Genomic DNA, 22,153 nt, shown 5'->3' with positions numbered 1-22,153 from the left:
TCATGTGGGATTCAATCCTAGAAAGATTTCCAACGCTATTAGAGTGGTTTTATACATTGCTTGCTTTTATTGTCCCGTTTCTTGTGTATAAAGTGAATCAAGTGCTTCATGAAGCGTTGGATCCTCCGTGGAAGAGGGAAGAAAAGAAGAATAAAGAAGGTCAAGAGCAACCATCACAATGATTGGTTGCTTTTATATTGGTTTCTCAACTAAGATAGAAGGAGTGGGGAATATTACCAAAAGAGGTGTACCTATGAATATTGAAACGTTTTTATCACTTGATGCTACAGAGATGGCAACCCTTATTCGGAAAAAAGAAGTATCTGCCAAGGAATTAATGGAAATCGCCTTTAAGCGGTTGGAAGAAGTACAACCAGCCCTAAATATTGTTACACATACTAGGAAAGAACAGGCGTTAAAAGAGGCGGAGAACTTATCTATTGAAAATGCGCCATTTAATGGCGTGCCAATTTTAATGAAAAATATTAGTCAGTCAATAGAGGGGGAACCGTTGACAGCTGGTTCCAAGCTTTTACAAGGAAATATGTCAAAAGTCGATTCCTATTTTGTGAAAAGGTTTCGTGATGCTGGTTTTCATTTTATGGGACACACGAATACTCCAGAATTTGCATTGAAAAACATAACAGAGCCAAAGCTTTATGGACCTACACGAAATCCATGGAATAAGGAGTTTTCACCTGGTGGATCAAGTGGGGGTGCTTCAGCAGCAATTGCATCTGGAGTGGTTCCTCTAGCGGGTGCAAGTGATGGTGGTGGTTCGATTCGAATTCCTGCTTCATTTACAAGCCTATTTGGTTTAAAACCAACAAGAGGACGGACTCCAGTTGGACCTGGAGTTGGAAGACAATGGCAAGGGGCATCGATTGACTTTGTTTTAAGTAAAAGTGTAAGGGATAGTGCTGCAATGCTTGATGTATTGCAAGTAGTTCAGCCAGAAGCAGCTTACCAAACACCATTATTTACGGAGAATTATAAGGAAACAATGGTTAAACCTTTTAAAAAGCCATTGCGTATTGCATTTTCAACGAAGTCCCCCGTTGGAACTCCGGTCTCAAAGGATGCAAGAATAGCGGTCGAGAACTTAGTGAAAGTCTTAGAATCAGAAGGGCATTATGTGGAAGAGGTGGATGGTCCTGTCGACGGTGTGCAGCTAATGAAGGACTATTACCTAATGAACAGCGGGGAAATGAACGCAACAATTATTGGGATGGAACACGCACTTGGTAGAGAGTTGACAGCAGAAGACATGGAAATGGAATCTTGGGTACTTAACCAAGCAGGTAAGTCCGTTTCGGCGGCAATGTATTCTGAGAGTCTAGCGTCTTGGGATAAAGCAGCGGAACAAATGGTGAATTTCCATAGAATGTATGATTTATATATAACTCCTACTACAGCTTCTACCGCTCCAAGTATAGGAGAGCTCACACCAAATAAAGAAAAACACAAGAGATACGTAGAAGAAATTTCGAAAGTGAGAAATGTAGAAGAACAACAACAAATCGTCTATGATATGTTTTTACCAAGCTTAACGTATACACCATTTACTCAACTAGCGAACCTTACTGGCCAACCAGCCATGTCTGTGCCAGTTTATTTATCTGAGAATGGGTTGCCGCTTGGAGTGCAAGTGATGGCACAAAAAGGGGAAGAACATTGTTTATTACAACTAGCCTACCAATTGGAGCAGTCTGATTTATGGGTAGGTATGAAGGGTAATCCGTATTTTCAGTAATCATATTATTGGTTTCGTCATCATGACGAAACCTTTTGTGATGGATTTAAGTTGATGAAGGACAGCGCAAGTCAGGAAGACAATTTACAAATACTTCTACTGTTTTTCGCTTTGTTATTTCATGTATAGTTGATATATAAAATCTATTCGAGAGGGGCGTAGAAAAAGGTGCAAGGAATAACAGTTTATAATGAAAAAGTTGAAAAAGTGTTAACGAATATCAATAAAGTAATGATTGGAAAAGAGGATGTTGCAACACTGAGTTTAGTAGCTTTACTTGCTGAAGGCCATGTGCTTTTGGAAGATGTTCCAGGTGTTGGGAAAACTATGCTTGTAAGGGCATTAGCGAAATCACTAGATTGTGATTTTAGAAGAGTTCAATTCACCCCAGACTTACTTCCATCAGATGTAACCGGAATTTCAATTTATAATCCGAAAGAATTAGAATTCGAATTTCGACCTGGCCCAATCTTAGGTAATATCGTTCTTGCTGATGAAATAAATCGTACCTCTCCGAAGACGCAATCGTCACTCCTTGAAGCAATGGAAGAGAAGAATATTACCGTTGATGGAAATACGATCCCTCTCCAAAAGCCCTTCTTTGTTATGGCAACCCAAAACCCAATTGAATATGAAGGAACCTACCCATTACCAGAAGCGCAATTAGATCGTTTTATTTTGAAGTTAAAAATGGGGTATCCTACATTTATGGAAGAGTTAAAGATTTTAGAGCGCACCTCTAGAAACCATCCAATTGAGGGAATACAAGCTGTGATGACAAAGGAAGAATTGATTCAAGTACAACAAGAGGTAAAAGAGGTTTATATCGATAAAAGTATTCAAGAGTATATCATTCATTTAGTAACGAAGACACGTGAAGATATTGCCACCTATTTAGGGGTAAGTCCAAGGGGAGCCATTGCTTTAATGAAAGCAGCGAAGGCTTATGCATATATTTATGGTCGGGATTATGTTTTGCCAGATGATGTGAAATTTTTAGTTCCGTTTGTTTTCGGTCATCGTATTATTCTTACTTCAGAAGCAAGATACGAGGGAATGACAAGTGAAGAGGTTATTTCCCAAATTGTAAAATCAACACAAATTCCCATTCGAAAGGAATTTTAGTAAATGAAAAATTCACTAAAATTCCTTTTCAATTTATTTTTTGTTTTCATTCTAATCTCGATTTTATTTTCCTATGCCATGTTTCAAGGTGGATTTGTAAGCTGGTTTTTATTTTCTGGCTTTCTACCGATTTTTGTCTATCATATAGGTTTTCTAATGTATCCAATTAGAAATTGGCAAGTTTCTAGAAGCTTATCGAAGAAAGTGGTACATGCGGGGGAATCTATAACCGTTTCGATAAATTTGAAGCGAAATATACCATTCCCTATCTATTACTGTCTGGTAGAAGAAGTGTTTTCTCATTCTTTAAATCGGCTGGATAATGGTCAACGAAAATATGAATCAATGAATCAACCCAATAACTTAAAGCGGGATAGAAAAGTAAAAAAAGCTGTTTTGCCTTGGTTTAATCGTAATATTGAAATCACGTATACCCTTGATCAAATTCCAAGAGGGAAACATTCCTTGCAAGAAATTCGCGTGAAGACTGGAGATGTCTTTGGGTTTGTGAAAAAGGAGCATATATTCCAAGTGGAAGATGAACTATTCGTACATCCAAAACCATTATCCGTTCGAAACCTTCATTTCTTAAGTAACTCGGAACAAGGAAAATTGGCTTCCGAAGCAAATCATTCTGTAGTAAATACAAACATAGCGGTTGGGGTGCGTGAATATGAACCTGGCGATCGTTTCACTTGGATTGATTGGAAGCAGACAGCGAGAAAAAATACGATGATGACGAAGGAATTTGAACAAGAAAAAAGTTCAAATATATTGCTTGCTTTAGATAGCTGTAATAATCCATCATTAAACCCACTTGCCTTTGAGGGATCTATCGAATTAACACTAGGTCTAATAGAAGCATTCCGAAAGCAACATACGAGAGTTAATTTAATAACCATTACAGGGAAAAAAGGGAATAATTATTTTACCCTTAATAAAGAAGTCGGTTTAAGAAATAGAGTGATAGAACATTTGACTACGTTACAACCAACTGGAATGGAGTCATTTGGATTATTATTAAAAGAACAAATGCTTCGAATGAACAATGGAGATATTGTTTTTGTGATGACGACTTATATGGATGAAACATTCAAACAAACGATTGATCAAATGAGTAAACGAATGAAACAAGTGGTGGTCGTGTTTATACAATCCTCTACTTTGATCACGGAGTCTGATCGATTAACGTTACACCGATTTAAAAGGGAAGGAATAGGAACACAAATTATTACGGAAGAAAAATTAGTGAAAAAGCCAATTGAGGTGGATATAAGATGAAAGCCTTATTAAAAAGTAAATCTACGGTTATCTACACCTCACTTCTATATTTATGTGGCTGCTTCTTGTTTTTGGAATGGTTATATCCTTTACAAGATATAACAGATACGGAAAGTATAAGCGTGTTTATCTTTTATGCTTTCTTTTGTTTTCTAACTAGTTTCCTGCAATTAAAGTGGTGGCTGTCATGTCTAGTTAAGGGCATAGTCCTTCTATTTCTCATACATTGGCTCTATTTTGATCAATCCCTTTTGAATCTTGGTTGGGTGGCGCAACTGATTAAAGATTTTTCTATTAATATGGATGCCCTTATTTCTCGGGACTTATATACATTGACTCCAGTTTTTCGTAGTTTCTTATTTTTTATTTTAATCGCTTTAATGAGCTATTTGCTACATTATTGGTTTGTCCAAATGAAGCGAATCTTTCTATTTATTTTATTAACCTTCATTTATATTACAGTACTAGATACATTTACAACGTATGATGCGGCGTTATCCATTGTACGAGCATTTATTATTTCTTTAGTTGCGTTAGCGATTGCGAATCTGCTAAAAGAATTCAATCCTGCTTCTATTGGGTTTGAGTGGATGAGGAAAATAAAATCTTGGCTACTTCCACTTTTGGCCATCATCGCTTTTTCCACCCTAGTCGGGTTTGTTGTACCGAAAATTGATCCGCAATGGCCTGATCCTGTTCCTTTTATATATAGTGCGGCAGAAGAAGCAGGGGGAGGATTTGGTAATACTATTCAAAAAGTAGGATATGGAGAGGATGACTCAAGACTAGGAGGGTCATTTGTACAAGATAACACTCCAGTATTTACTGCTTATGTTCATGACCAACATTACTGGCGAATCGAGACAAGGGATATCTATACAGGAAAAGGCTGGGAGTTATCGGAGAAGCCAGACTATAAAGAACAATTAAATGGTCATATAGAATTAGAAACGTATACAGATCATGTCGAAACTAAAGAGTTAACAGGAATAATAGAAGTTCAAAATAAGTCAATCGGGAAATTGATGTATCCTTATGGAATTAATCAAGCAGAAGTTTTAACCGGTGCACAAACGGTATTTTCATTAGACTCTAATTCCGGTGCAATTCAAACAGAAAACGATTCGACTTCCGACTTGATTTATCAAATACAATATGACATACCATCCTTTGCCATTAGTCAATTGAAAAATAGTTCAGAAGAATACCCTAAAGAGATTTTAGATAAATATACACAATTGCCATCAACATTGCCAAATAGAGTAGTAGGTTTAGCGGAGGAAATAACTGCAAATGAAACGAATCGCTATGATAAAGCGAAAGCAATTGAACAGTATTTTAATCAAAATGGGTATGAATATAAAACAGAAAATATCCCAGTGCCTCAAGGAAATGAAGATTATGTGGATCAATTTTTATTTGATTCAAAAATTGGGTATTGTGATAACTTTTCAACGTCTATGGTCGTGATGCTTCGAACACTTGATATACCAGCGAGATGGGTAAAAGGATTTACTAGTGGTGACTTAATAGAAAGTAACTTTGGTAGTGAACCTGATAAGTACCAAATTACAAATGCTAACGCTCATTCTTGGGTAGAAGTATATTTTCCTGAATATGGTTGGGTGCCGTTTGAACCAACTCAAGGATTTTCTAACTTATCGGATTTCTACTTTGGAGAATCTCAAGTAGACACGGAAGCGGACGATGATGAATTAGACACTTCGGCAGATTCCGAAGAAGAAAAGGAGCAAGTAACAGAAAAACAGGAAGAGGAAGAAGCGGAAACAGCTTTTAATCTATTGCCGGAAAATCGTGACACGAATCCATTTAGTAATTGGAGTTGGCTTTTTCTTATTGTCTTTGTTGTTATTACGATAGTCTTTCTATATCTATTTAGAAATCAATGGCGGACGAAATTGGTTTCTTATAAAATGGATAAAACTGCGGACGCTAAAACATTCCAAGAAGCGTATCATCATGCCATGAAGCTTTTACAACGAAAAGGTCTTGTAAAAGATCCAAATCAGACGTTAAGGGAGTTTGCTAAAATGGTAGATGACCATTATGGAACAAGTGAAATGGGTAAACTGACAGGCTACTATGAACAACTTCTTTATAAAAATGAGTTTCCTAAGAAACATTCCGTGGAACTAACGAAATTATGGAAAGATTTAATTAATCACATAATGGGTTGACCAAGTAAACGTTGATTAGTAGAATAAAAGAAATTGTAATTGGCCTTTCGTATATCCTCGATAATATGGTTCGAAAGTTTCTACCAGAGTACCGTAAATACTCTGACTATGAAGGCGGAAAATCTAAATGGTTTGATGAAAAACTTGGATTTCTGCCTTTTTCTAGTTTTTTTACTATGAAAAGGAGAAATTCAGGTTTTTTTGTGATTAACTTCGCTTTTCATGGAATAATAACTGTAGAATGATGATGTAGTATAGTAACCTTTATAAATAGATTTAGATAGGAGTAAAATTTATGGGAAATGAAGAAATGATTTTAGTACTTGATTTTGGTAGTCAGTACAATCAACTAATTACTCGTCGAATTAGAGAATTTGGAGTGTACAGTGAATTACACTCTCATAAATTGACAGCAGAAGAAATTAAAAAAATAAATCCAAAAGGAATTATCCTATCTGGTGGACCACATAGTGTATATGGAGAAAATAGTTTTCGTCCAGATGAAAAAATTTTTGATTTAGATATACCTATTTTAGGTATTTGCTACGGAATGCAATTAATGGCTCTTCATTACGATGGAAAAGTAGAAAAATCCAAGAACCGTGAATATGGAAAAGCGCTTATCGATTTGGAAGGACAACCCGTTCTTTTCAAAGATACTCCAGCGAATCAAACGGTTTGGATGAGTCATGGAGATAAAGTAACTGCTGCTCCTGAAGGATTTCAAATTGATGCGACAAGCTCATCGACTCCAATTGCAGCAATGAGTAATCCAAATGAAAAATTATATGCCGTACAATTCCACCCAGAGGTAAGACATTCTGAATATGGAAATGATGTTCTAAGAAACTTTGTATTCGATGCATGCGGAAGTACTGGGGACTGGACGATTGAAAACTTTATCGAACAAGAAGTCGCAAACATCCAAGCTCAAGTAGGCGATAAAAACGTACTTTGTGCTCTAAGTGGTGGAGTAGACTCTTCTGTTGTTGCTGCTCTTATTCATAAAGCAATTGGCGATCAATTAACATGTATTTTCGTTGACCATGGTTTGCTTCGTAAAAATGAAGCGGACGATGTGATGAAAGTATTTGCGGATGATTTCCATATGAATATCATTAAAATCGACGCAAAAGATCGTTTCCTATCTAAATTAAAAGGTGTAGACGATCCAGAGAAGAAACGTAAGATTATTGGTAACGAATTTATTTATGTCTTTGATGATGAAGCAGCTAAACTGAAAGATATGGACTTTTTAGCTCAAGGTACGCTTTATACAGACATTATTGAAAGTGGTACCGACACAGCTCAAACGATTAAGTCACATCATAATGTTGGTGGACTTCCAGAAGATATGCAATTTGAATTGATTGAACCATTGAAAACGTTATTCAAAGATGAAGTTCGTGAACTTGGAACGCAATTAGGGATTCCAGATCACATCGTATGGCGTCAACCTTTCCCAGGTCCAGGACTTGCTATTCGTGTACTTGGAGAAGTGACGGACGAAAAGTTGGAAATCGTTCGTGAATCAGATGCTATTTTACGTGAAGAAATCGCAGCTGCAGGTTTAGACCGTGACATTTGGCAATACTTCACTGTTCTACCTAATATCAGAAGTGTTGGGGTAATGGGAGATGCGAGAACATACGACTACACCATTGGTATTCGTGCTGTTACATCTATTGATGGAATGACTTCGGATTGGGCTCGTATTCCTTGGGATGTATTAGAAAAAATTTCCACACGTATCGTAAATGAAGTAGACCATATTAACCGTGTCGTTTATGATGTAACAAGTAAGCCACCTGCTACTATTGAGTGGGAGTAATTTACTAAGAGTACTTGAAGTGAAAACGTTGATTTGACTGCATTTTGATGATACGAAAATGGATGAAACAATCAAAAATGAATAGGTTCTCCGCCAAAATTATAACAAAGGACGAGGCGGAAAAAGGGATATTGCACAAAAGCAATATCCCTTTTTTGGTGTGTCTGTGCAGGTTTTTAATACAACGCCAGTGGCTATTTTGTACAAAGCTAAACGATTACTGCTAGTATAGGGTATAAAGCAACCAATAGATGGATATTAATTTTCTACCTAGAATACTTTATAAAAATGGTACTACTCTGAATATTGTTGGAGGTATGTTATACACTCTACTTAAAAATGCTAATGACATACAGGAGGAAACTAAAATGAGAAGTATTCGGAGCTGGATTGTAGAACGTTTGCTCAAACGACTGAGTAATAAAGATAACTTTACCGATGAAAGATTATACGCTGAATTTCTTAAAGAAAAACAAATTGAAAATGAGAAACCTTATGTATTACCAAAATATATTCAGAAGAAGTTTAACATTGAAAAACAACATTTTGATGGAATGGACTGTTACATCTTTAATAAAGAAAAAAAGCCTTCAGAAAAATCCATACTCTATTTGCATGGAGGAGGTTATATAAAACAACCGTCGGTATACCACTGGAATTTTCTTTGGAAAGTAGCAAAAGAAACCAATGTTAACATATACGTTCCCATTTATCCTAAAGCACCGAATCATCAATATAAAGAGTCTTTTGACAAAATTCTTCCAATATATGAATGGATTTTAAAAACCTTGGATAAGGAAAATGTTATCTTAATGGGTGACTCTGCTGGAGGAGGATTTGCATTAGCATTAGCACAATTGCTCTTGGAAAAGGAGTTACCACAACCCCGAAAAGTCATTTTACTTTCACCTTGGCTTGATATTACGATGAAAAACCCAGATGCTTATCAATTGGAGCATAAAGATCCAATGTTAGGGATTTATGGTTTGATTCAAATGGGGAAAGCATATGCAGGAGACACTGATGGAAATAATTATTTGCTCAGCCCAATCAATGGAAAACTAAATGGATTGGGGGAAATCACTTTATTCATAGGGACACATGAAATTTTTTTACCCGATGCTAGGAAGTTCAGAGATATTGCTATTTCTAAAGGAGTTAGAATGAACTATTTTGAATATCCGAAAATGAATCATATCTTTGTGCTTTACCCAATTCCAGAGGCTAAAAAAGCGACTAAGAAAATCGTAAATATCATAAAGAATATGTAAATGGATAACCTCTTCTTGTCAGTTTTAAAAAAGTAAGTACCATTGGTTAAAGTAAAATGGACGACTTAACGATGAATCGAGAGCAAATATGAGGTAAAATAGGGTACAGAAAAGATTCAGTACATATAGAGGTGTTCAACAATGGATGAATGGTACAAACTTGATAATGCAGGGAAATTGTTTCATGCTGTATCGGAGCAAACAAATTCATCGGTCTTCCGGGTTGCTGCTATTATGAAGAAAACAGTACAGCCGGCTAAACTTCAACTTGCGCTGGACGATGTTATCAAACGCCTCCCAATGTTTGCAGTAAAGCTTCGTAAAGGTGTTTTTTGGGATTTTCTTGTAGAGAATAATGAAAAGCTTTATGTTCAGCTTGAAAGCCAATATCCATGTGCACCAATCGATCCATTAGAAACAAATGGATTCTTATTGCGTGTTACCTATTATAAAAAGCGTATTGCTGTGGAATTTTTCCATTCCGTAACAGATGGGACAGGTGCTTTGGAATTCATTAAAGCGCTTATTTATCATTATCTATCTTATCTTGGGGAAGACGTGGCCTATGAAAGTACACTAATCGATATTCATAATCAGCCAAGCTATTATGAAAGAGACGACAGTTACCAAAACTATAGGACAGATGAAAAGGCAGAGAAATTCAAAGAAACGCCTTCTTATCAGATTCGCGGCACTTCCATCGATCAAACCATTGCTGTCCATGGAAAAATGAGCGCAAGTAAAGTGCATCAGCTTGCCAAAGAGTACGGAACAACGATCACCGGTTTTGTCACTGCCATTTTAATTGCTGCTATCTATAAAGAACGATTACGGTACCGAGCATATAAAGAGGAGATAAAGATTGCTGTCCCAGTTAACTTACGGAGCCTTTTCCCTTCCAATACCCTGCGCAATTTCTTTGGTGTTGTCAATATAGGGATGTCCGTGACGGAGAAGATGACATTAGAAGAAATTATTGAAGAAACATCGAGGCAATTACGTGAGAAAATAAAAAAGGAAAGCTTGCAGAAAAGTATTAACGATCGGGTAAAATGGCAAACGAGACTGACAGCAAGATTTGTTCCGCTCCCGATTAAATACCATGCCATTCGTTATGGTTATAGGAGCTTTAGTGAGCGTACCAAAGCGATGACCTTGACAAATATGGGAAAAGTACGACTACCTGAATCCATGGAATCACATATTTCCCATATGGAAATGGTTCTCTACCCGACAAAGAAAAGCCCAATCAATGGAGGGATGATCGCGGTGGGGGATGAACTCGTAATCACATTTGCAAGAATGATACAAGAAGCGGATATTATCCGTACTTTCTTCAGAGAACTTTCCAAGACATATAATTTGGAGATAGAAGTATACTCCAATGACAGCAGGTGAAAACAATGCAACATTATTGCACAAATTGCAGTATAAATACTAAACAACCATATTGTCCGCTATGTAAACACAAGCTTTCTGAGGAATTGGAAGATGACGCGTATTATCCTGCCTACGAAACCAAAATTCAACGGCGTCGCTTTGCACAGCGCCTTGTTTTATTTATTGCGATTTTCGCAATTAGTACAAGCTTATTAATCGATTTATTAACGAAACCGAATCAATCATGGTCCTTGTATGTGCTAGGTCCCGTATTATATGGTTTATTATTGATTAATCATACCATACTCTCTAAAGCCCATACAGGTTCCAAAGTAATCTTTCAAGTTATCGCACTCTCTACTATGTTTTTTATCTTGGATGCAGCATCTGGAAGTTCAAAATGGTCGATCCATTATGTTATCCCTTTTCTCGTTATGCTTGCTACCCTGTTTGTAACCATCATTGTATTGCGAAAACCAATGAAATGGCGGGAATACATCGGGTACTTGTCAACCATGGTTATTTTAGGCTTTCTTCCTGTCATTCTTTTTCTAAGTTCCTGGTCAACGGTCTTATGGCCAAGTGCTGCAACTGCCTTATATGCCCTGCTAACGCTGATTGGGATGGTCCTATTTTCAGAAAAAACGATGAAGAATGAAATTGTGCGGAGGTTTCATTTTTGATGATGAAATATATGTGTTAAGTAGTAAAAACAAAGCATGGGAACTAAATCATTTGTAATCTTGAGTGGGAAGCAAAAATAAAACCTTAGAATCCTTGTTAAAAGGGATGCTAGGGTTTATCCTTTTGGTTAAGTTTGATTGCTTGGTTAGCGTGATTATGATAAAGTTATGATAAGTTAATTTATGATGAAGGAGTGATAATATGCCGCATATTAGACCAATTTCAGATTTGCGTAATAGTTTTGCAGATATTTCAAGGATGGTACACGAATCGTCAGAACCCATATTTTTGACTAAGAATGGTTATGGTGACATGGTGGTAATGAGCATCGAAGCATACGAAAGGAAATTGTTTGAAAGTGAAGTTTATTTTAAGTTAAAAGAAGCAGAACTGGAGGCCAAGTCTACGGATAAACGATATACACATGAAGAAGTATTTTCAGATTTAAGGTCAAGGCTTGCCAACAAGTTTGAAGATGATGTATAAACTGAAATATTTGCCTTTGGCTTTAGATGATTTAAGGGATATAACAGACTACATTACTGAGACTCTTAAAGCTCCAAAGGCTGCAATGGATTTACTGGATACTTTGGATGAATCCATATCTAGGCTTGAGCAGTTTCCCTATTCTTGCAAAGTATATCAACCTATCAAGTTCACGGATAATGAATACAGACTTTTACCAGTTAAGAATTATGCTGTTTTCTATGTAGTTAATGAAGAAGTGATTGAAATTCACAGAGTTGTTTATGCTAAAATGGATTTAACAAAGGTTATAAAGTAATCATGAGTGAAAATGAAAATAAGAACTTATCAAGAGAATATTCACCAGCCATAATTTGAAAATCCTTTAATATAGCTTAATTAAAACTTCTTTAAAATTGCTTTACTATCGTTTCTTCTCTAATCTTTCCTCTTTTCCTTTTGTATTTGGTGCTTAAATATGAAGTACGCCACAATTATTAATAGTATGACACCTATCAATTTTCTCCAATCTAATAGAATGACTTCAGAACCAAAGAGACTAAAATGATCAATAATCACACTCGACAATAATTGACCGATAATAACCATCACCATCCAATTCATCATACCAATTCTTGGCACGACAACGGCATAATAGATAAGAAAAACACCAAAAACTGCTCCAATTAGTTGACTGAAAGGTGCATCAAATGGAAGCTCAGAATGGTCGGTCCTTACGTTATTCCTTCTCTTGTTATGTTTGCAACACTGCTTGTAACCATTATTGTACTGCGAAAACCAAAATGGCGGGGCGGGAATACATTGGGTATATGACAACCATGGTTATTACAGACTTTCTTCCTGTCATTCTTTTTCTAAGCTCCTGATCAACGGTCTTATGGCCAAGTGCTGCAACTGCCTTATATGCTTTATTAACGCTGATTGGGATGGTCCTATTTTCAGAAAAAATGATGAAGAATGAAATTGTGCGGAGGTTTCATTTTTGATGATGAAATTTATGTGCTAAAGTGGTGAAACATCGCCTAATTGCACTATATTATATTGGCCAAGTAATGAGTAGAAGTAATGAATAAAGGCTATAAACCCTTAATTGATAAGGTTTACAGCCTTTTGTTTTTTAGATGACTCCTGTTTGGCTTAAAAGATGCTGGATTTGACTAATTAAATTGATTATGAAACGCATGGGAAATTACGTGTTAAGTACAAGCCTGGTATTTATACATGACAACTATATAGAAATCATTTTGTAAAAATGGTAAGGATTTGGGGTCTTTTGCTGTAAATCACCTAAAATAAACGAATGGGAAAAATAATATAAAATTCGAACAATACAAACTTTAAATTAAAAAATGTACGTTTCCTATTGACATAAATCCATTGTGTTAGTAATATAATCATGTAATTTAAATAAAAAAGCGTATAATCTCGGGGATATGGCCCAAGAGTTTCTACTAAACTACCGTAAATAGTTTGACTACGCAGAGATAATAGGAATGAAAAGATCTTTCATTGCTTTTTTTCTGTCGTAGCACTCTTGGTAACATGAGTGTTTTTTTGTTGTTTAAGTGCGTGTTCAAAAAGGAGGATAAAAAGGACCGAGAAGTTCGAGGCGGCGTAGCTTTGAGTACCGGAACGTATGCAGTTAATACGTGAGGAACGGAAAAGCAAGCCAACGAAGAAATGCGACGTGTCATTTTTACCGGACTTTTTGAACATCCTTTATAAGAAAAGCTATGAGGAGGAAAATGAATGAAAGAGTATTTTCAATTTGAAAAGCTTGGTACTAGTTATAAAACAGAGTTTACAGCTGGTTTAACGACATTTTTAGCGATGGCGTATATATTATTTGTTAATCCATCCGTCCTATCAGACGCCGGCATGGATCAGGGTGCGGTTTTTGTTGCTACTGCTGTGGCTGCTGCGGTCGGTACTTTGTTTATGGGACTTATTGCAAAGTATCCAGTAGTTCTTGCGCCGGGAATGGGATTAAATGCATTTTTTGCTTATACGGTTGTTTTAGGTTATGGAATTCCTTGGGAAACGGCGTTATCAGGAGTATTAGCTTCAGGACTTATTTTTATTGTTTTAACGTTGACAGGACTTCGGGAAATGATCATTAACGCAATTCCTTCCAACTTGAAGATGGCGGTTGGGGCTGGTATTGGTCTGTTTATTGCTTTTATTGGTCTAACAAACTCGGGGATTGTCGTAGCTAATGAAGCAACCTTTGTAGGTATTGGAGATATTACATCCCCAACTGTATTATTAACTATTTTTGGGCTCGTTATTTCTGTTATTCTTTTAACAAAAGGGATTCGGGCTGGAATATTTTATGGAATGATTATTACTGCGATTGTTGGAATGATCTTTGGTTTAGTTCCTATTCCAAAAGGCATCGGTGATATTGTAGGTGCCGTTCCAAGTATAGCTCCTACATTTGGTCAAGCATTCACCCATTTTGGTGATATCTTTACAATTGAAATGCTTGTTGTAATATTAACCTTCTTGTTCGTTGATTTTTTCGATACGGCGGGAACATTAATGGCTGTTGCTTCACAAGCGGGATTAGTAAAAGATAATAAATTACCACGTGCAGGTAAGGCATTATTTGCTGACTCTGCAGCAACGGTTGTGGGATCTGTCGTTGGTACTTCTACTACAACCTCTTTTGTAGAATCTACGGCAGGTGTTGGGGTTGGTGGTAGAACTGGGTTCACAGCAGTTGTGGCGGCAGGATTCTTTGTACTAGCGTTATTCTTTTCCCCATTACTAGGGATTATCACGACAGAAGTAACGGCACCTGCATTAATTATTGTCGGTGTGATGATGGCAAACCAGTTGAAACAAGTAGAATGGGATAAATTCGAAATTGCGGTACCTGCATTCTTTGTTGTTCTTATGATGCCATTAACATACAGTATCGCAACAGGGATTGCGGTTGGATTTATATTCTATCCCATTACTATGATTGTAAAAGGACGCGCAAAAGAAATACATCCAATTATGTATATCCTTTTCGTAATATTTGTTTTGTATTTTGTTTTCTTAAGTTAGATGTTTGCGTTGGAGCTAGACCGTTTTAAAAAGAGGTAGGACTATTTGAGTAGTTCTACCTCTTTTTGGTTATTATTTTGTAACAAAAGTCACAGAGGTTTTTGTCATATTATGGTATGATATGTTGGGGGTGATTTAGCTATGAAAAAGAGATCATTAACATGGAACTTAGGAATCATTATATTAGGTGTCATTATAGCTACTGTTATTATTAATGGCTTTACTACATATAAAACAGCTTATAATAGTCTCTATCAAGCAGCTGGTATTGAAGCCTATGGCTGTGCGAATATCACAACTGGACTATTAACGTCGGATGATATTGAGGATTTAAAAAACGGAAACCAAAATGAAGAAATCGGTGAAACGCTAAACTGGACCGTAGATCATAAGGAAATTTTTGAAAGTCATTATATTCTTAGTTTGGACGGTAAAATTCTAGCATTAGATGACAATCTAAAAGCAGACGGATTTCAAATTGGGGATAGCTTTCCAATGGATGAAAAGGCTATAGAAACTTTAAAGGAAATGAATCATTCCACCTATTCGGAAATTTATGAATACGGCGGGATTGAAAGAATTTCTGGATATGCCCCTATTTATGAGGATCATGACTCAACAAAAGAATTGGTTGCTATAAGTGTGATTGACTTCGATGCTAAAATTGTGACAGATCGTACCTGGGATGTGGTAAAAGAAGGGATTCTAGTTGGAATGATCCCTTTATTACTTGCAGCTGTTATTACTATCGTTCTAATTAGGAAGAAAACAAAACCTATTTCTAGTTTGATTGAACAGACAAATAGAATAGCTAAGGGTGATATTACGAAGCGAGAAGTAATAGTAAATAGTAATGATGAAGTTGGCGACTTAGCTCGTAATTTAGATCATATGTCAGATAATTTAAGAGAGATAATGGTAACTTTAAAGGATACATCAACCCATTTATCTAGTAATGCAAATGATACATCTATTTCTATGCAGGAGATAAAAATGGCGCTTAGTCATGTTTCTCAAAATATGGAGGAAATTGCTGCAGGCACTTCAGAAGGGGCGGACATGACAACAGATGTTTCGAGTTCATTAATGAGTTTGGCTGAGCTAATTCAATCATCGAGAGAAAAAGCGGAACTAAGTGTGAAAAGTGCAGAATACACAATGGAAACAGCGAAAACAGGGATTCAGAAGGTAAATGAAATAGTAGAACAAATGAATTCGATTAAACGTTCTTCTTCTGATACGAAACTAGCAATAGAAGAATTAAATGCCTATACAAGTGAGATTCAACAAATTACAGAAACCATTACAAGAATTGCGGAACAAACGAATCTTTTAGCCTTGAATGCCGCAATCGAGGCAGCACGGGCCGGTGAGCAAGGAAAAGGATTTGCTGTTGTCGCAAATGAAATTAGAAAACTAGCGGAACAATCAAATAAGGAAGCTTCTGAAGTGGAAAAGGTTATTTCCAAGATCACTTCTAATATTGTTGGCACGGTTGAAACGATTGAGGATAACCACAAAAATGTTGAAGCAGGTGAGAAGTCCGTTGTGGAAACGGGAGAGGCTCTTGAGAATATTCAAACTGCTGTTCTGAATATTGCAGAAGAAATAAGCGGATTGTCAGAACTAACACATGAAGAAGCAACAACATCTGAAACTATGATTCAACATGTTCAACGTTTAGAGCAGACGAATGAATCCATGGCTTCAAATGCACAAGGTGTATCTGCAGCCTCAGAAGAAACAACGGCTTCCATCGAGGAAACAGCTGATCGATCTACAAATCTTGTTGATTTATCAAATGAACTGAATAAGATTGTGAATAAATTTAAATTATAATTTAGCTGGCTAAACCGGAAATTCCATCATGGGGTTTTCGGTTTTTAAAATATAAACACATTTCATAAATAGTTGGATAAAATACACAAAAGGATAATTGCCTAAATAAAATATATAATATCTTAATGGAATCATCGATTGGAAGGAGGAATTCCATTTGAAACCATTCATTGGTGTGACGTGTTCGATGGAAGCGGACCGTTCGTATTATATGACGAAAAACGATAACATAAAGGCAATTGTAAGAGCTGGTGGTATTCCGGTTATTCTACCGTATGTATCAAAAGAAATAGATATCGTTCAAATTGCTAAACAAATCGATGGACTTTATGCAACCGGCGGATATGATATTGATCCGACCTTATTTGGGGAAGAACCTCATCGAAAACTTGGAACCATTATTCCTGAACGGGATCACTTTGAAATAGAATTAACGAAGAACATACTATCTATGGATAAGCCAATTCTTGGAGTATGCAGAGGAAGCCAAATATTAAATCTTGCAGCGGGTGGGGATATGTACCAAGATATTTATGCACAAAAGAATGACGAATTACTTCAGCATACTCAAAACTCTCCGCGTGACCACGGTTCGCATTTTGTACAGGTGTTTAAAAATTCATTGCTTTATCGTTTAACAAACAAAGAGGAAATTAAAGTGAATAGTTTTCATCATCAAGCTAATCGACTAGTTTCGAAAGAATTTCAAATAAGTGGCATAGCAAATGATGGGGTAATTGAAGCGATAGAAAGTAAAAACCACACTTTTGTATTAGGGGTACAATGGCATCCGGAATCTATGACAGATGAAGTGTCCATCAATATATATAAACACTTTATTGCTGCATGCAACCGCCAGTAAGAAAAAAAGGGTTTTGCCTTATTAATGAAGAATATATGATTATATTATATTCTTAAAATGAGGTGTAATAATGCTGCGAAATAAAGTAGCTGAATTATTTGGTATTACGTATCCTATTATTCAAGCACCAATGGCCGGTGGAATTACCACTCCAGAATTGGTATCTGCGGTTTCGAATAATGGTGGCTTAGGAATGATTGGTGCAGGATATATGAATCCGGAAAAACTAAGAACATGTATTCATGAAATTAGACAAAAAACAGAAAATAAGTTCGGTGTGAACGTCTTTGTGCCTAATGATTTTCATGTAACAGAGGAAACAATCGAAGTTTCAAAGAGATCATTAAAATCAATATATAATACTCTATCAATTGATGAAAATATGCTTTTAGAAATCCCGACACCTAAATGTATCCTTCAAAAGTATGAAAAACAATTGGAAGTCATTATAGAAGAACATGTTCCAATCTGTTCTTTCACTTTTGGGGTACCATCTAAGGAAACAATTACTAAGCTAAAAGAAAATGATATTATTTTAGTAGGAACAGCTACCACAGTAAAAGAAGCCATTTTAATAGAAAAGTTGGGAATGGATGTTGTCGTTGCGCAAGGGTATGAGGCGGGCGGGCATCGAGGTTCATTTTTAAATGACTCTGAGAATGGCGCCATTGGAACGATGTCACTTGTCCCTCAGGTAGCGGATGCAGTAGAGATTCCAGTCGTTGCTGCTGGTGGGATAATGGATAGTCGGGGGTTAAGGGCAGCGATGTTTCTAGGAGCAAAAGCTGTGCAAATGGGAACTGCATTTTTAACATGTAAGGAAAGTGGAGCGAATGAACTCCACAAGAAAGCGATTTTAAATGCAACAGAAGATGAAACGACCTTAACTCGTTGCTTTTCTGGAAAAACGGCAAGGGGTTTAAAGAATCAATTTATCCAAGAGATCAAAGAGAAGGAAACAGTACTTCCTGATTATCCGGTACAAAATTACTTAACAACGCCGATTCGGAAAGTTGCGAATGAACAGCAAAACAAGGAATATATGTCGCTTTGGTCTGGTCAAAGTCCACGACTTGCTAAAGGTCAGACTGTAGGCGAGTTGATTAACCGAATGATGGAAGGTGTTTTCTAACTAACATTCGATATGATTTAATAACTGATGTCAATGCAGAAGGATTTCAAAAAGCGGTTGAATTTAGAAGATACATGAATTGTCACGGCTTGAAACCAAAAGTAGCTGAAACACTTGCTAAAGTGTTTCAGCTGCTTCAAATAGGCATAGAAATTCATACCGAAAATAAAAGTCTAATTCCAAACCTTTTCAATGAATTCATCTCTACCCGACTTTGCTCGATCTTCTTTATATTCCTTTTCATTTTTTCTGTAAAAGTCCTGATGGTATTCCTCTGCTGGATAAAAGGTTTTCGCTGGAAGAATTTCTGTAACAACAGGTTTTGACAACATTCCACTTTGATCAAGCGTTTGTTTGGATTTTTGGGCTAATAATTTTTGTTCGCTATCATGATAAAAAATGGCTGTACGATATTGGTCGCCACGGTCATGAAATTGCCCCCCGTCGTCTGTTGGATCAATTTGCTTCCAATATAAGTCAAGTATTGTTTCATAACTAATAATAGCAGGGTCATAGGTTATTTCAACTGCTTCAAAATGACCAGTATCCCCATTTTTAACTTGTTCGTAAGTTGGATTTTCAACACACCCTCCAGTATAGCCAGAGATGACCTGATGAACACCATCCCATTGATCAAAGGGTTTAACCATACACCAGAAGCAGCCACCGGCAAATGTTGCTTTTTTTACCTTTTCCATTTATTCCCACCTCATTAATATAAATCTAGTTTACTTAGATAACTATTAAAGTATAAATCTCTTAATCACAAAGTCTTGGCTAAGACAAATTTTTCTAATAGAATAACTATATCATACCCTAAAAAGAAGGTGAAATAATGGAAGAACCTTATGTATTTAAAATCTTTTCAAACGAAAGAAAGGAAAAAAAGAAAAGATTTAGATTACTAGAGACTGGCTTCTCAAAAGATAAAATAAAAGATGAAGCAATCTTCGCCTATCCTATTAAGCATTATTCGGAATTGGAAGAAGGGGAGAGAGCTGATAATATTGGAATGATGGAGGAGAACTTCTCGGTACTGGAGATGGATGAATTTACAGTTTCCGTTGGGGATACGTTTCGAATGGGAGAGGCGATTATCCAAGTTTCACAACCAGGTAAAATACGGAGAGTAGGCAAGAAAGTAAACTTCCAGACAGGATGGTACTTTCGAGTGATTGAGGAAGGGAAGATTAAGGAGCGTACAGATTTAGAATTACTAGATAGAGCCTATCCGCAGTGGTCGATTACTGCTTGTAATGAAATCATGTTCATTAAAAAGCATGATTTGCGGAGAGCGGACGAACTTTATGAATGTGAATTACTAAGTGAGAAATGGCGGCATGTCCTTCGAAAAAGAGTTCGGGGATATTAAAAGTGTAAAAATATAGTGTGAAAGGATAAGAACCGTGGTAGTATATAATCCACGGTTCTTTAATCATCTTCTAATAGCTGAATGTCAATCTTATTTCGTCTACTTGATTCATCTATGAAACGATGAAGTTGAATGAAGACTAGGCCATTTTTATACGTTGCACTTATCTTGTCGGATCGAACCGGAAAAGGAAGGGTTATTTTACGATCAAATACACCTTGTAAAATTTCCTCTTTTATAACCGTTCCTCGTGCATGTTCTAAGTCAATGCTTCCCTTGAGTTCTAAAGTAGCGTAATTCACATAAATATCTAATTGCTTCAAATCTTTTAAACCAGGTATGTTGCCGATGCATAGGATTTCATTTTCCGTTTGATACATGTTGATTTGGGGAATATTAGGTTTAACCATTCCTTCAAAATCTTTCCAAAAGTTTTCACCAAAGAAATGATCCATGTTCTTTTTCCAGTCAGCCATTTGTTTGAAAGGATCCATTATTACACCACCTAAAAGTATGTTGTATTTAATAACATATGCATATCATTCGGGTTAGGTGCCTAGAAGGAATAGATATGATATAAAGCTATACATAGTATAAAATTAATTTGGTTAGGGGGATGTAAAATTGCTCACAAATGCTTTAATAATGGTGGCGATTATTTTTGCGGTCAATGTTGTCTACGTATCACTTATGACGATACGTATGATATTAACGCTTAAAGGTCGTACATATATTGCTGCCTTCGTAAGTATGTTTGAAGTGGTCATGTACATTGTTGGGTTAGGTCTTGTACTTGATAATTTGAATGAAATCCAGAATATAATTGCTTATGCAATCGGTTATGGGACTGGTTTAATTGTCGGATCCATCATCGAGGAAAAACTTGCACTAGGTTACATTACGGTAAATGTAGTTTCATCTAATCCGGATTTAAAATTTACGAAACGGATTCGTGACAAGGGGTATGGCGTAACTAGCTGGTCTGCATACGGAATGGACGGAGATAGATTATCCATGCAAATTCTCACCCCAAGAAGATATGAATTAAGACTTTATGAGGTAATTAAAGAAATTGATCCTAAGGCATTTATTATATCTTATGAACCGAAACGAATTCATGGTGGCTTTTGGGTGAAGCAAGTTCGTAAAGGTAGGTTATTTAATCCGAAAAAAAGGGAAATTAAACCTCAGGAACAGGTTAAACCTGAAAAAGAAAAGTAGATTGAAATTGTAAATATTTCACTTGCTGTGGAGAAGTTCTTAACAACTAAATTGATTTTGCACGACTAAACGCTTGAATTCTATTCAAGCGTATTTTTTTGTCTAAATATTTGATTGTTAAACTAAATCTAACATTTAAGATGAGTGCCCGCTGAGCATCATTTATCGTTCAAATGGTAACCCATTGGTCTAATGAATATTTGTTCCCAATAATTTCTATCACGAATGGTATTCTAAATGAAGGAGTGAGAGGATTATGCTGTTCACTTGTTCATATAAATTTTTTCATCCAATGTGGATACTAAATAAAAATAGCTAAATAATCTTCAAAAACGATAAAATGAAAAGGAAAACGGAATTTAAATGACAAAACCCGAACATTATTAAAAAACAACATTAAATTGTTCGATATTTTATTGACATTTACTATTTGGATTGGTATGCTTAAATCATCAAAAATACGATCATATTACCTCATATATTTCTGGAATAAGGCCAGAAGTTTCTACCTAGCACCGAGAATGCTGGACTATGAGGGGAGATGAAATAAATCTAGACTTTTGCTATACACTACGAGTCTATTCATCTTTCCTCATACGGGAGATGAATAGACTTTTTTTGTTTCGATAAAGAAATAGTATTAGATTTAATTAAACTTGGACTA

At 36.2% G+C, this 22,153-nt stretch carries 21 protein-coding genes and 3 riboswitches; of the genes, 18 read left to right on the top strand and 3 right to left on the bottom strand.

All coding sequences use genetic code 11. The features are described from left to right. Positions 1–2 precede the first annotated feature (2 nt). The 11 genes from A9178_RS15610 to A9178_RS15560 all read left to right on the top strand — a co-directional run bounded on the left by A9178_RS15610 (position 3) and on the right by A9178_RS15560 (position 12,307). Entirely contained in the window at positions 3–182 is a 180-nt protein-coding gene (locus A9178_RS15610) for a hypothetical protein (protein ID WP_068676943.1), read from the top strand. A 71-nt stretch (positions 183–253) separates the two neighbouring features. Then, on the top strand, positions 254–1,753 hold the full coding sequence (locus A9178_RS15605) for an amidase (protein ID WP_068677030.1): 1,500 nt from the start codon (positions 254–256) through the stop codon (positions 1,751–1,753). 168 nt (positions 1,754–1,921) lie between these two features. Further along, entirely contained in the window at positions 1,922–2,878 is a 957-nt protein-coding gene (locus A9178_RS15600; protein WP_068676941.1) for an AAA family ATPase, read from the top strand. A 3-nt stretch (positions 2,879–2,881) separates the two neighbouring features. Further along, a complete protein-coding gene (locus A9178_RS15595) occupies positions 2,882–4,159 on the top strand; it encodes a DUF58 domain-containing protein (protein ID WP_068676940.1) in 1,278 nt (425 codons plus the stop codon). After that, positions 4,156–6,357 carry a transglutaminase TgpA family protein gene (locus tag A9178_RS15590; RefSeq protein ID WP_068676937.1) on the top strand — a complete coding sequence of 734 codons (2,202 nt, stop codon included), beginning with the start codon at positions 4,156–4,158 and terminating at the stop codon, positions 6,355–6,357. The genes A9178_RS15595 and A9178_RS15590 overlap by 4 nt, the downstream gene beginning before the upstream one ends. Positions 6,358–6,384: 27 nt before the next feature. Next, positions 6,385–6,486: riboswitch (purine riboswitch) on the top strand. Positions 6,487–6,652: 166 nt separating this feature from the next. Then, positions 6,653–8,188: a glutamine-hydrolyzing GMP synthase gene (guaA, locus tag A9178_RS15585; RefSeq protein ID WP_068676936.1), complete on the top strand. Its 1,536-nt coding sequence runs from the start codon at positions 6,653–6,655 to the stop codon at positions 8,186–8,188. Between the two features lie 251 nt (positions 8,189–8,439). Next, positions 8,440–9,459, top strand: a complete 1,020-nt coding sequence (locus A9178_RS15580) for an alpha/beta hydrolase fold domain-containing protein (protein ID WP_231889866.1) — start codon at positions 8,440–8,442, stop codon at positions 9,457–9,459. A gap of 141 nt (positions 9,460–9,600) precedes the next feature. Further along, on the top strand, positions 9,601–10,857 hold the full coding sequence (locus tag A9178_RS15575; RefSeq protein WP_068676932.1) for an acyltransferase: 1,257 nt from the start codon (positions 9,601–9,603) through the stop codon (positions 10,855–10,857). Between the two features lie 5 nt (positions 10,858–10,862). After that, on the top strand, positions 10,863–11,522 hold the full coding sequence (locus A9178_RS15570; RefSeq protein WP_068676930.1) for a DUF6320 domain-containing protein: 660 nt from the start codon (positions 10,863–10,865) through the stop codon (positions 11,520–11,522). 202 nt (positions 11,523–11,724) lie between these two features. Then, the gene (locus A9178_RS15565; protein ID WP_068676925.1) at positions 11,725–12,009 is read left to right on the top strand and encodes a type II toxin-antitoxin system Phd/YefM family antitoxin; all 285 of its coding nucleotides are present in this window, start codon (positions 11,725–11,727) and stop codon (positions 12,007–12,009) included. After that, positions 11,981–12,307 (top strand): type II toxin-antitoxin system RelE/ParE family toxin, encoded by a 327-nt coding sequence (locus tag A9178_RS15560; RefSeq protein WP_197482208.1) that lies wholly within the window; start codon positions 11,981–11,983, stop codon positions 12,305–12,307. The genes A9178_RS15565 and A9178_RS15560 overlap by 29 nt, the downstream gene beginning before the upstream one ends. Positions 12,308–12,426: 119 nt before the next feature. Here A9178_RS15560 and A9178_RS15555 read toward each other — a convergent pair whose 3' ends face one another. After that, positions 12,427–12,825 (bottom strand): DMT family transporter, encoded by a 399-nt coding sequence (locus tag A9178_RS15555; protein WP_068676921.1) that lies wholly within the window; start codon positions 12,823–12,825, stop codon positions 12,427–12,429. 101 nt (positions 12,826–12,926) lie between these two features. Here A9178_RS15555 and A9178_RS19415 point away from each other — a divergent pair, with 101 nt between their 5' ends. The 5 genes from A9178_RS19415 (at position 12,927) to A9178_RS15535 (ending at position 18,896) form a co-directional block, all read left to right on the top strand. Further along, positions 12,927–12,995 carry a hypothetical protein gene (locus A9178_RS19415; RefSeq protein ID WP_369801990.1) on the top strand — a complete coding sequence of 23 codons (69 nt, stop codon included), beginning with the start codon at positions 12,927–12,929 and terminating at the stop codon, positions 12,993–12,995. A 409-nt stretch (positions 12,996–13,404) separates the two neighbouring features. Then, positions 13,405–13,506: riboswitch (purine riboswitch) on the top strand. Between the two features lie 252 nt (positions 13,507–13,758). Continuing rightward, a complete protein-coding gene (locus A9178_RS15550) occupies positions 13,759–15,063 on the top strand; it encodes an NCS2 family permease (protein ID WP_068676920.1) in 1,305 nt (434 codons plus the stop codon). Between the two features lie 141 nt (positions 15,064–15,204). Beyond that, positions 15,205–16,902: a methyl-accepting chemotaxis protein gene (locus tag A9178_RS15545; protein WP_068676918.1), complete on the top strand. Its 1,698-nt coding sequence runs from the start codon at positions 15,205–15,207 to the stop codon at positions 16,900–16,902. Positions 16,903–17,059: 157 nt separating this feature from the next. Beyond that, positions 17,060–17,764: a gamma-glutamyl-gamma-aminobutyrate hydrolase family protein gene (locus A9178_RS15540; RefSeq protein WP_068676916.1), complete on the top strand. Its 705-nt coding sequence runs from the start codon at positions 17,060–17,062 to the stop codon at positions 17,762–17,764. A gap of 70 nt (positions 17,765–17,834) precedes the next feature. Then, the gene (locus A9178_RS15535) at positions 17,835–18,896 is read left to right on the top strand and encodes an NAD(P)H-dependent flavin oxidoreductase (protein ID WP_068676914.1); all 1,062 of its coding nucleotides are present in this window, start codon (positions 17,835–17,837) and stop codon (positions 18,894–18,896) included. Between the two features lie 173 nt (positions 18,897–19,069). Here the strand turns inward: A9178_RS15535 and msrA are convergent, their stop codons facing one another. Then, positions 19,070–19,594 carry a peptide-methionine (S)-S-oxide reductase MsrA gene (gene msrA, locus A9178_RS15530; RefSeq protein ID WP_068676912.1) on the bottom strand — a complete coding sequence of 175 codons (525 nt, stop codon included), beginning with the start codon at positions 19,592–19,594 and terminating at the stop codon, positions 19,070–19,072. Positions 19,595–19,731: 137 nt separating this feature from the next. On the opposite strand from msrA, the gene A9178_RS15525 reads away from it, so the two are divergent. Next, complete coding sequence (locus A9178_RS15525; protein WP_068676910.1) at positions 19,732–20,268, top strand: MOSC domain-containing protein; 537 nt, start codon at positions 19,732–19,734, stop codon at positions 20,266–20,268. A gap of 59 nt (positions 20,269–20,327) precedes the next feature. On the opposite strand, the gene A9178_RS15520 is transcribed toward A9178_RS15525, so the two are convergent. Continuing rightward, positions 20,328–20,762, bottom strand: coding sequence for an Hsp20/alpha crystallin family protein (locus A9178_RS15520; RefSeq protein WP_068676909.1), 435 nt, complete (start codon positions 20,760–20,762; stop codon positions 20,328–20,330). A 130-nt stretch (positions 20,763–20,892) separates the two neighbouring features. Between A9178_RS15520 and A9178_RS15515 the strand changes: the two genes are divergently transcribed. Beyond that, positions 20,893–21,489, top strand: a complete 597-nt coding sequence (locus A9178_RS15515) for a DUF2179 domain-containing protein (RefSeq protein WP_068676908.1) — start codon at positions 20,893–20,895, stop codon at positions 21,487–21,489. A 454-nt stretch (positions 21,490–21,943) separates the two neighbouring features. Then, a riboswitch (purine riboswitch) is annotated at positions 21,944–22,041 on the top strand. Positions 22,042–22,153 lie beyond the last annotated feature (112 nt).

The sequence above is a fragment of the Oceanobacillus sp. Castelsardo genome (assembly GCF_001659985.1).
Lineage (GTDB): Bacteria > Bacillota > Bacilli > Bacillales > Amphibacillaceae > Oceanobacillus.
Note: the sequence above shows the minus strand (reverse complement) of the source record. Positions and strands in the feature narration are given on the sequence as shown.

What these genes read in the sequence shown, in the direction of transcription:
- A9178_RS15535 (WP_068676914.1), top strand. Translation starts at nt 17,835, where the DNA reads ATGCTGCGAAATAAAGTAGCTGAATTATTTGGTATTACGTATCCTATT.
- A9178_RS15570 (WP_068676930.1), top strand. Translation starts at nt 10,863, where the DNA reads ATGCAACATTATTGCACAAATTGCAGTATAAATACTAAACAACCATAT.
- A9178_RS15545 (WP_068676918.1), top strand. Translation starts at nt 15,205, where the DNA reads ATGAAAAAGAGATCATTAACATGGAACTTAGGAATCATTATATTAGGT.
- A9178_RS15575 (WP_068676932.1), top strand. Translation starts at nt 9,601, where the DNA reads ATGGATGAATGGTACAAACTTGATAATGCAGGGAAATTGTTTCATGCT.
- A9178_RS15605 (WP_068677030.1), top strand. Translation starts at nt 254, where the DNA reads ATGAATATTGAAACGTTTTTATCACTTGATGCTACAGAGATGGCAACC.
- A9178_RS15580 (WP_231889866.1), top strand. Translation starts at nt 8,440, where the DNA reads ATGGATATTAATTTTCTACCTAGAATACTTTATAAAAATGGTACTACT.
- A9178_RS15565 (WP_068676925.1), top strand. Translation starts at nt 11,725, where the DNA reads ATGCCGCATATTAGACCAATTTCAGATTTGCGTAATAGTTTTGCAGAT.
- A9178_RS15550 (WP_068676920.1), top strand. Translation starts at nt 13,759, where the DNA reads ATGAAAGAGTATTTTCAATTTGAAAAGCTTGGTACTAGTTATAAAACA.
- A9178_RS15610 (WP_068676943.1), top strand. Translation starts at nt 3, where the DNA reads ATGTGGGATTCAATCCTAGAAAGATTTCCAACGCTATTAGAGTGGTTT.
- A9178_RS15595 (WP_068676940.1), top strand. Translation starts at nt 2,882, where the DNA reads ATGAAAAATTCACTAAAATTCCTTTTCAATTTATTTTTTGTTTTCATT.
- guaA (WP_068676936.1), top strand. Translation starts at nt 6,653, where the DNA reads ATGGGAAATGAAGAAATGATTTTAGTACTTGATTTTGGTAGTCAGTAC.
- A9178_RS15590 (WP_068676937.1), top strand. Translation starts at nt 4,156, where the DNA reads ATGAAAGCCTTATTAAAAAGTAAATCTACGGTTATCTACACCTCACTT.
- A9178_RS15520 (WP_068676909.1), bottom strand. Translation starts at nt 20,762, where the DNA reads ATGGATCCTTTCAAACAAATGGCTGACTGGAAAAAGAACATGGATCAT.
- msrA (WP_068676912.1), bottom strand. Translation starts at nt 19,594, where the DNA reads ATGGAAAAGGTAAAAAAAGCAACATTTGCCGGTGGCTGCTTCTGGTGT.
- A9178_RS15525 (WP_068676910.1), top strand. Translation starts at nt 19,732, where the DNA reads ATGGAAGAACCTTATGTATTTAAAATCTTTTCAAACGAAAGAAAGGAA.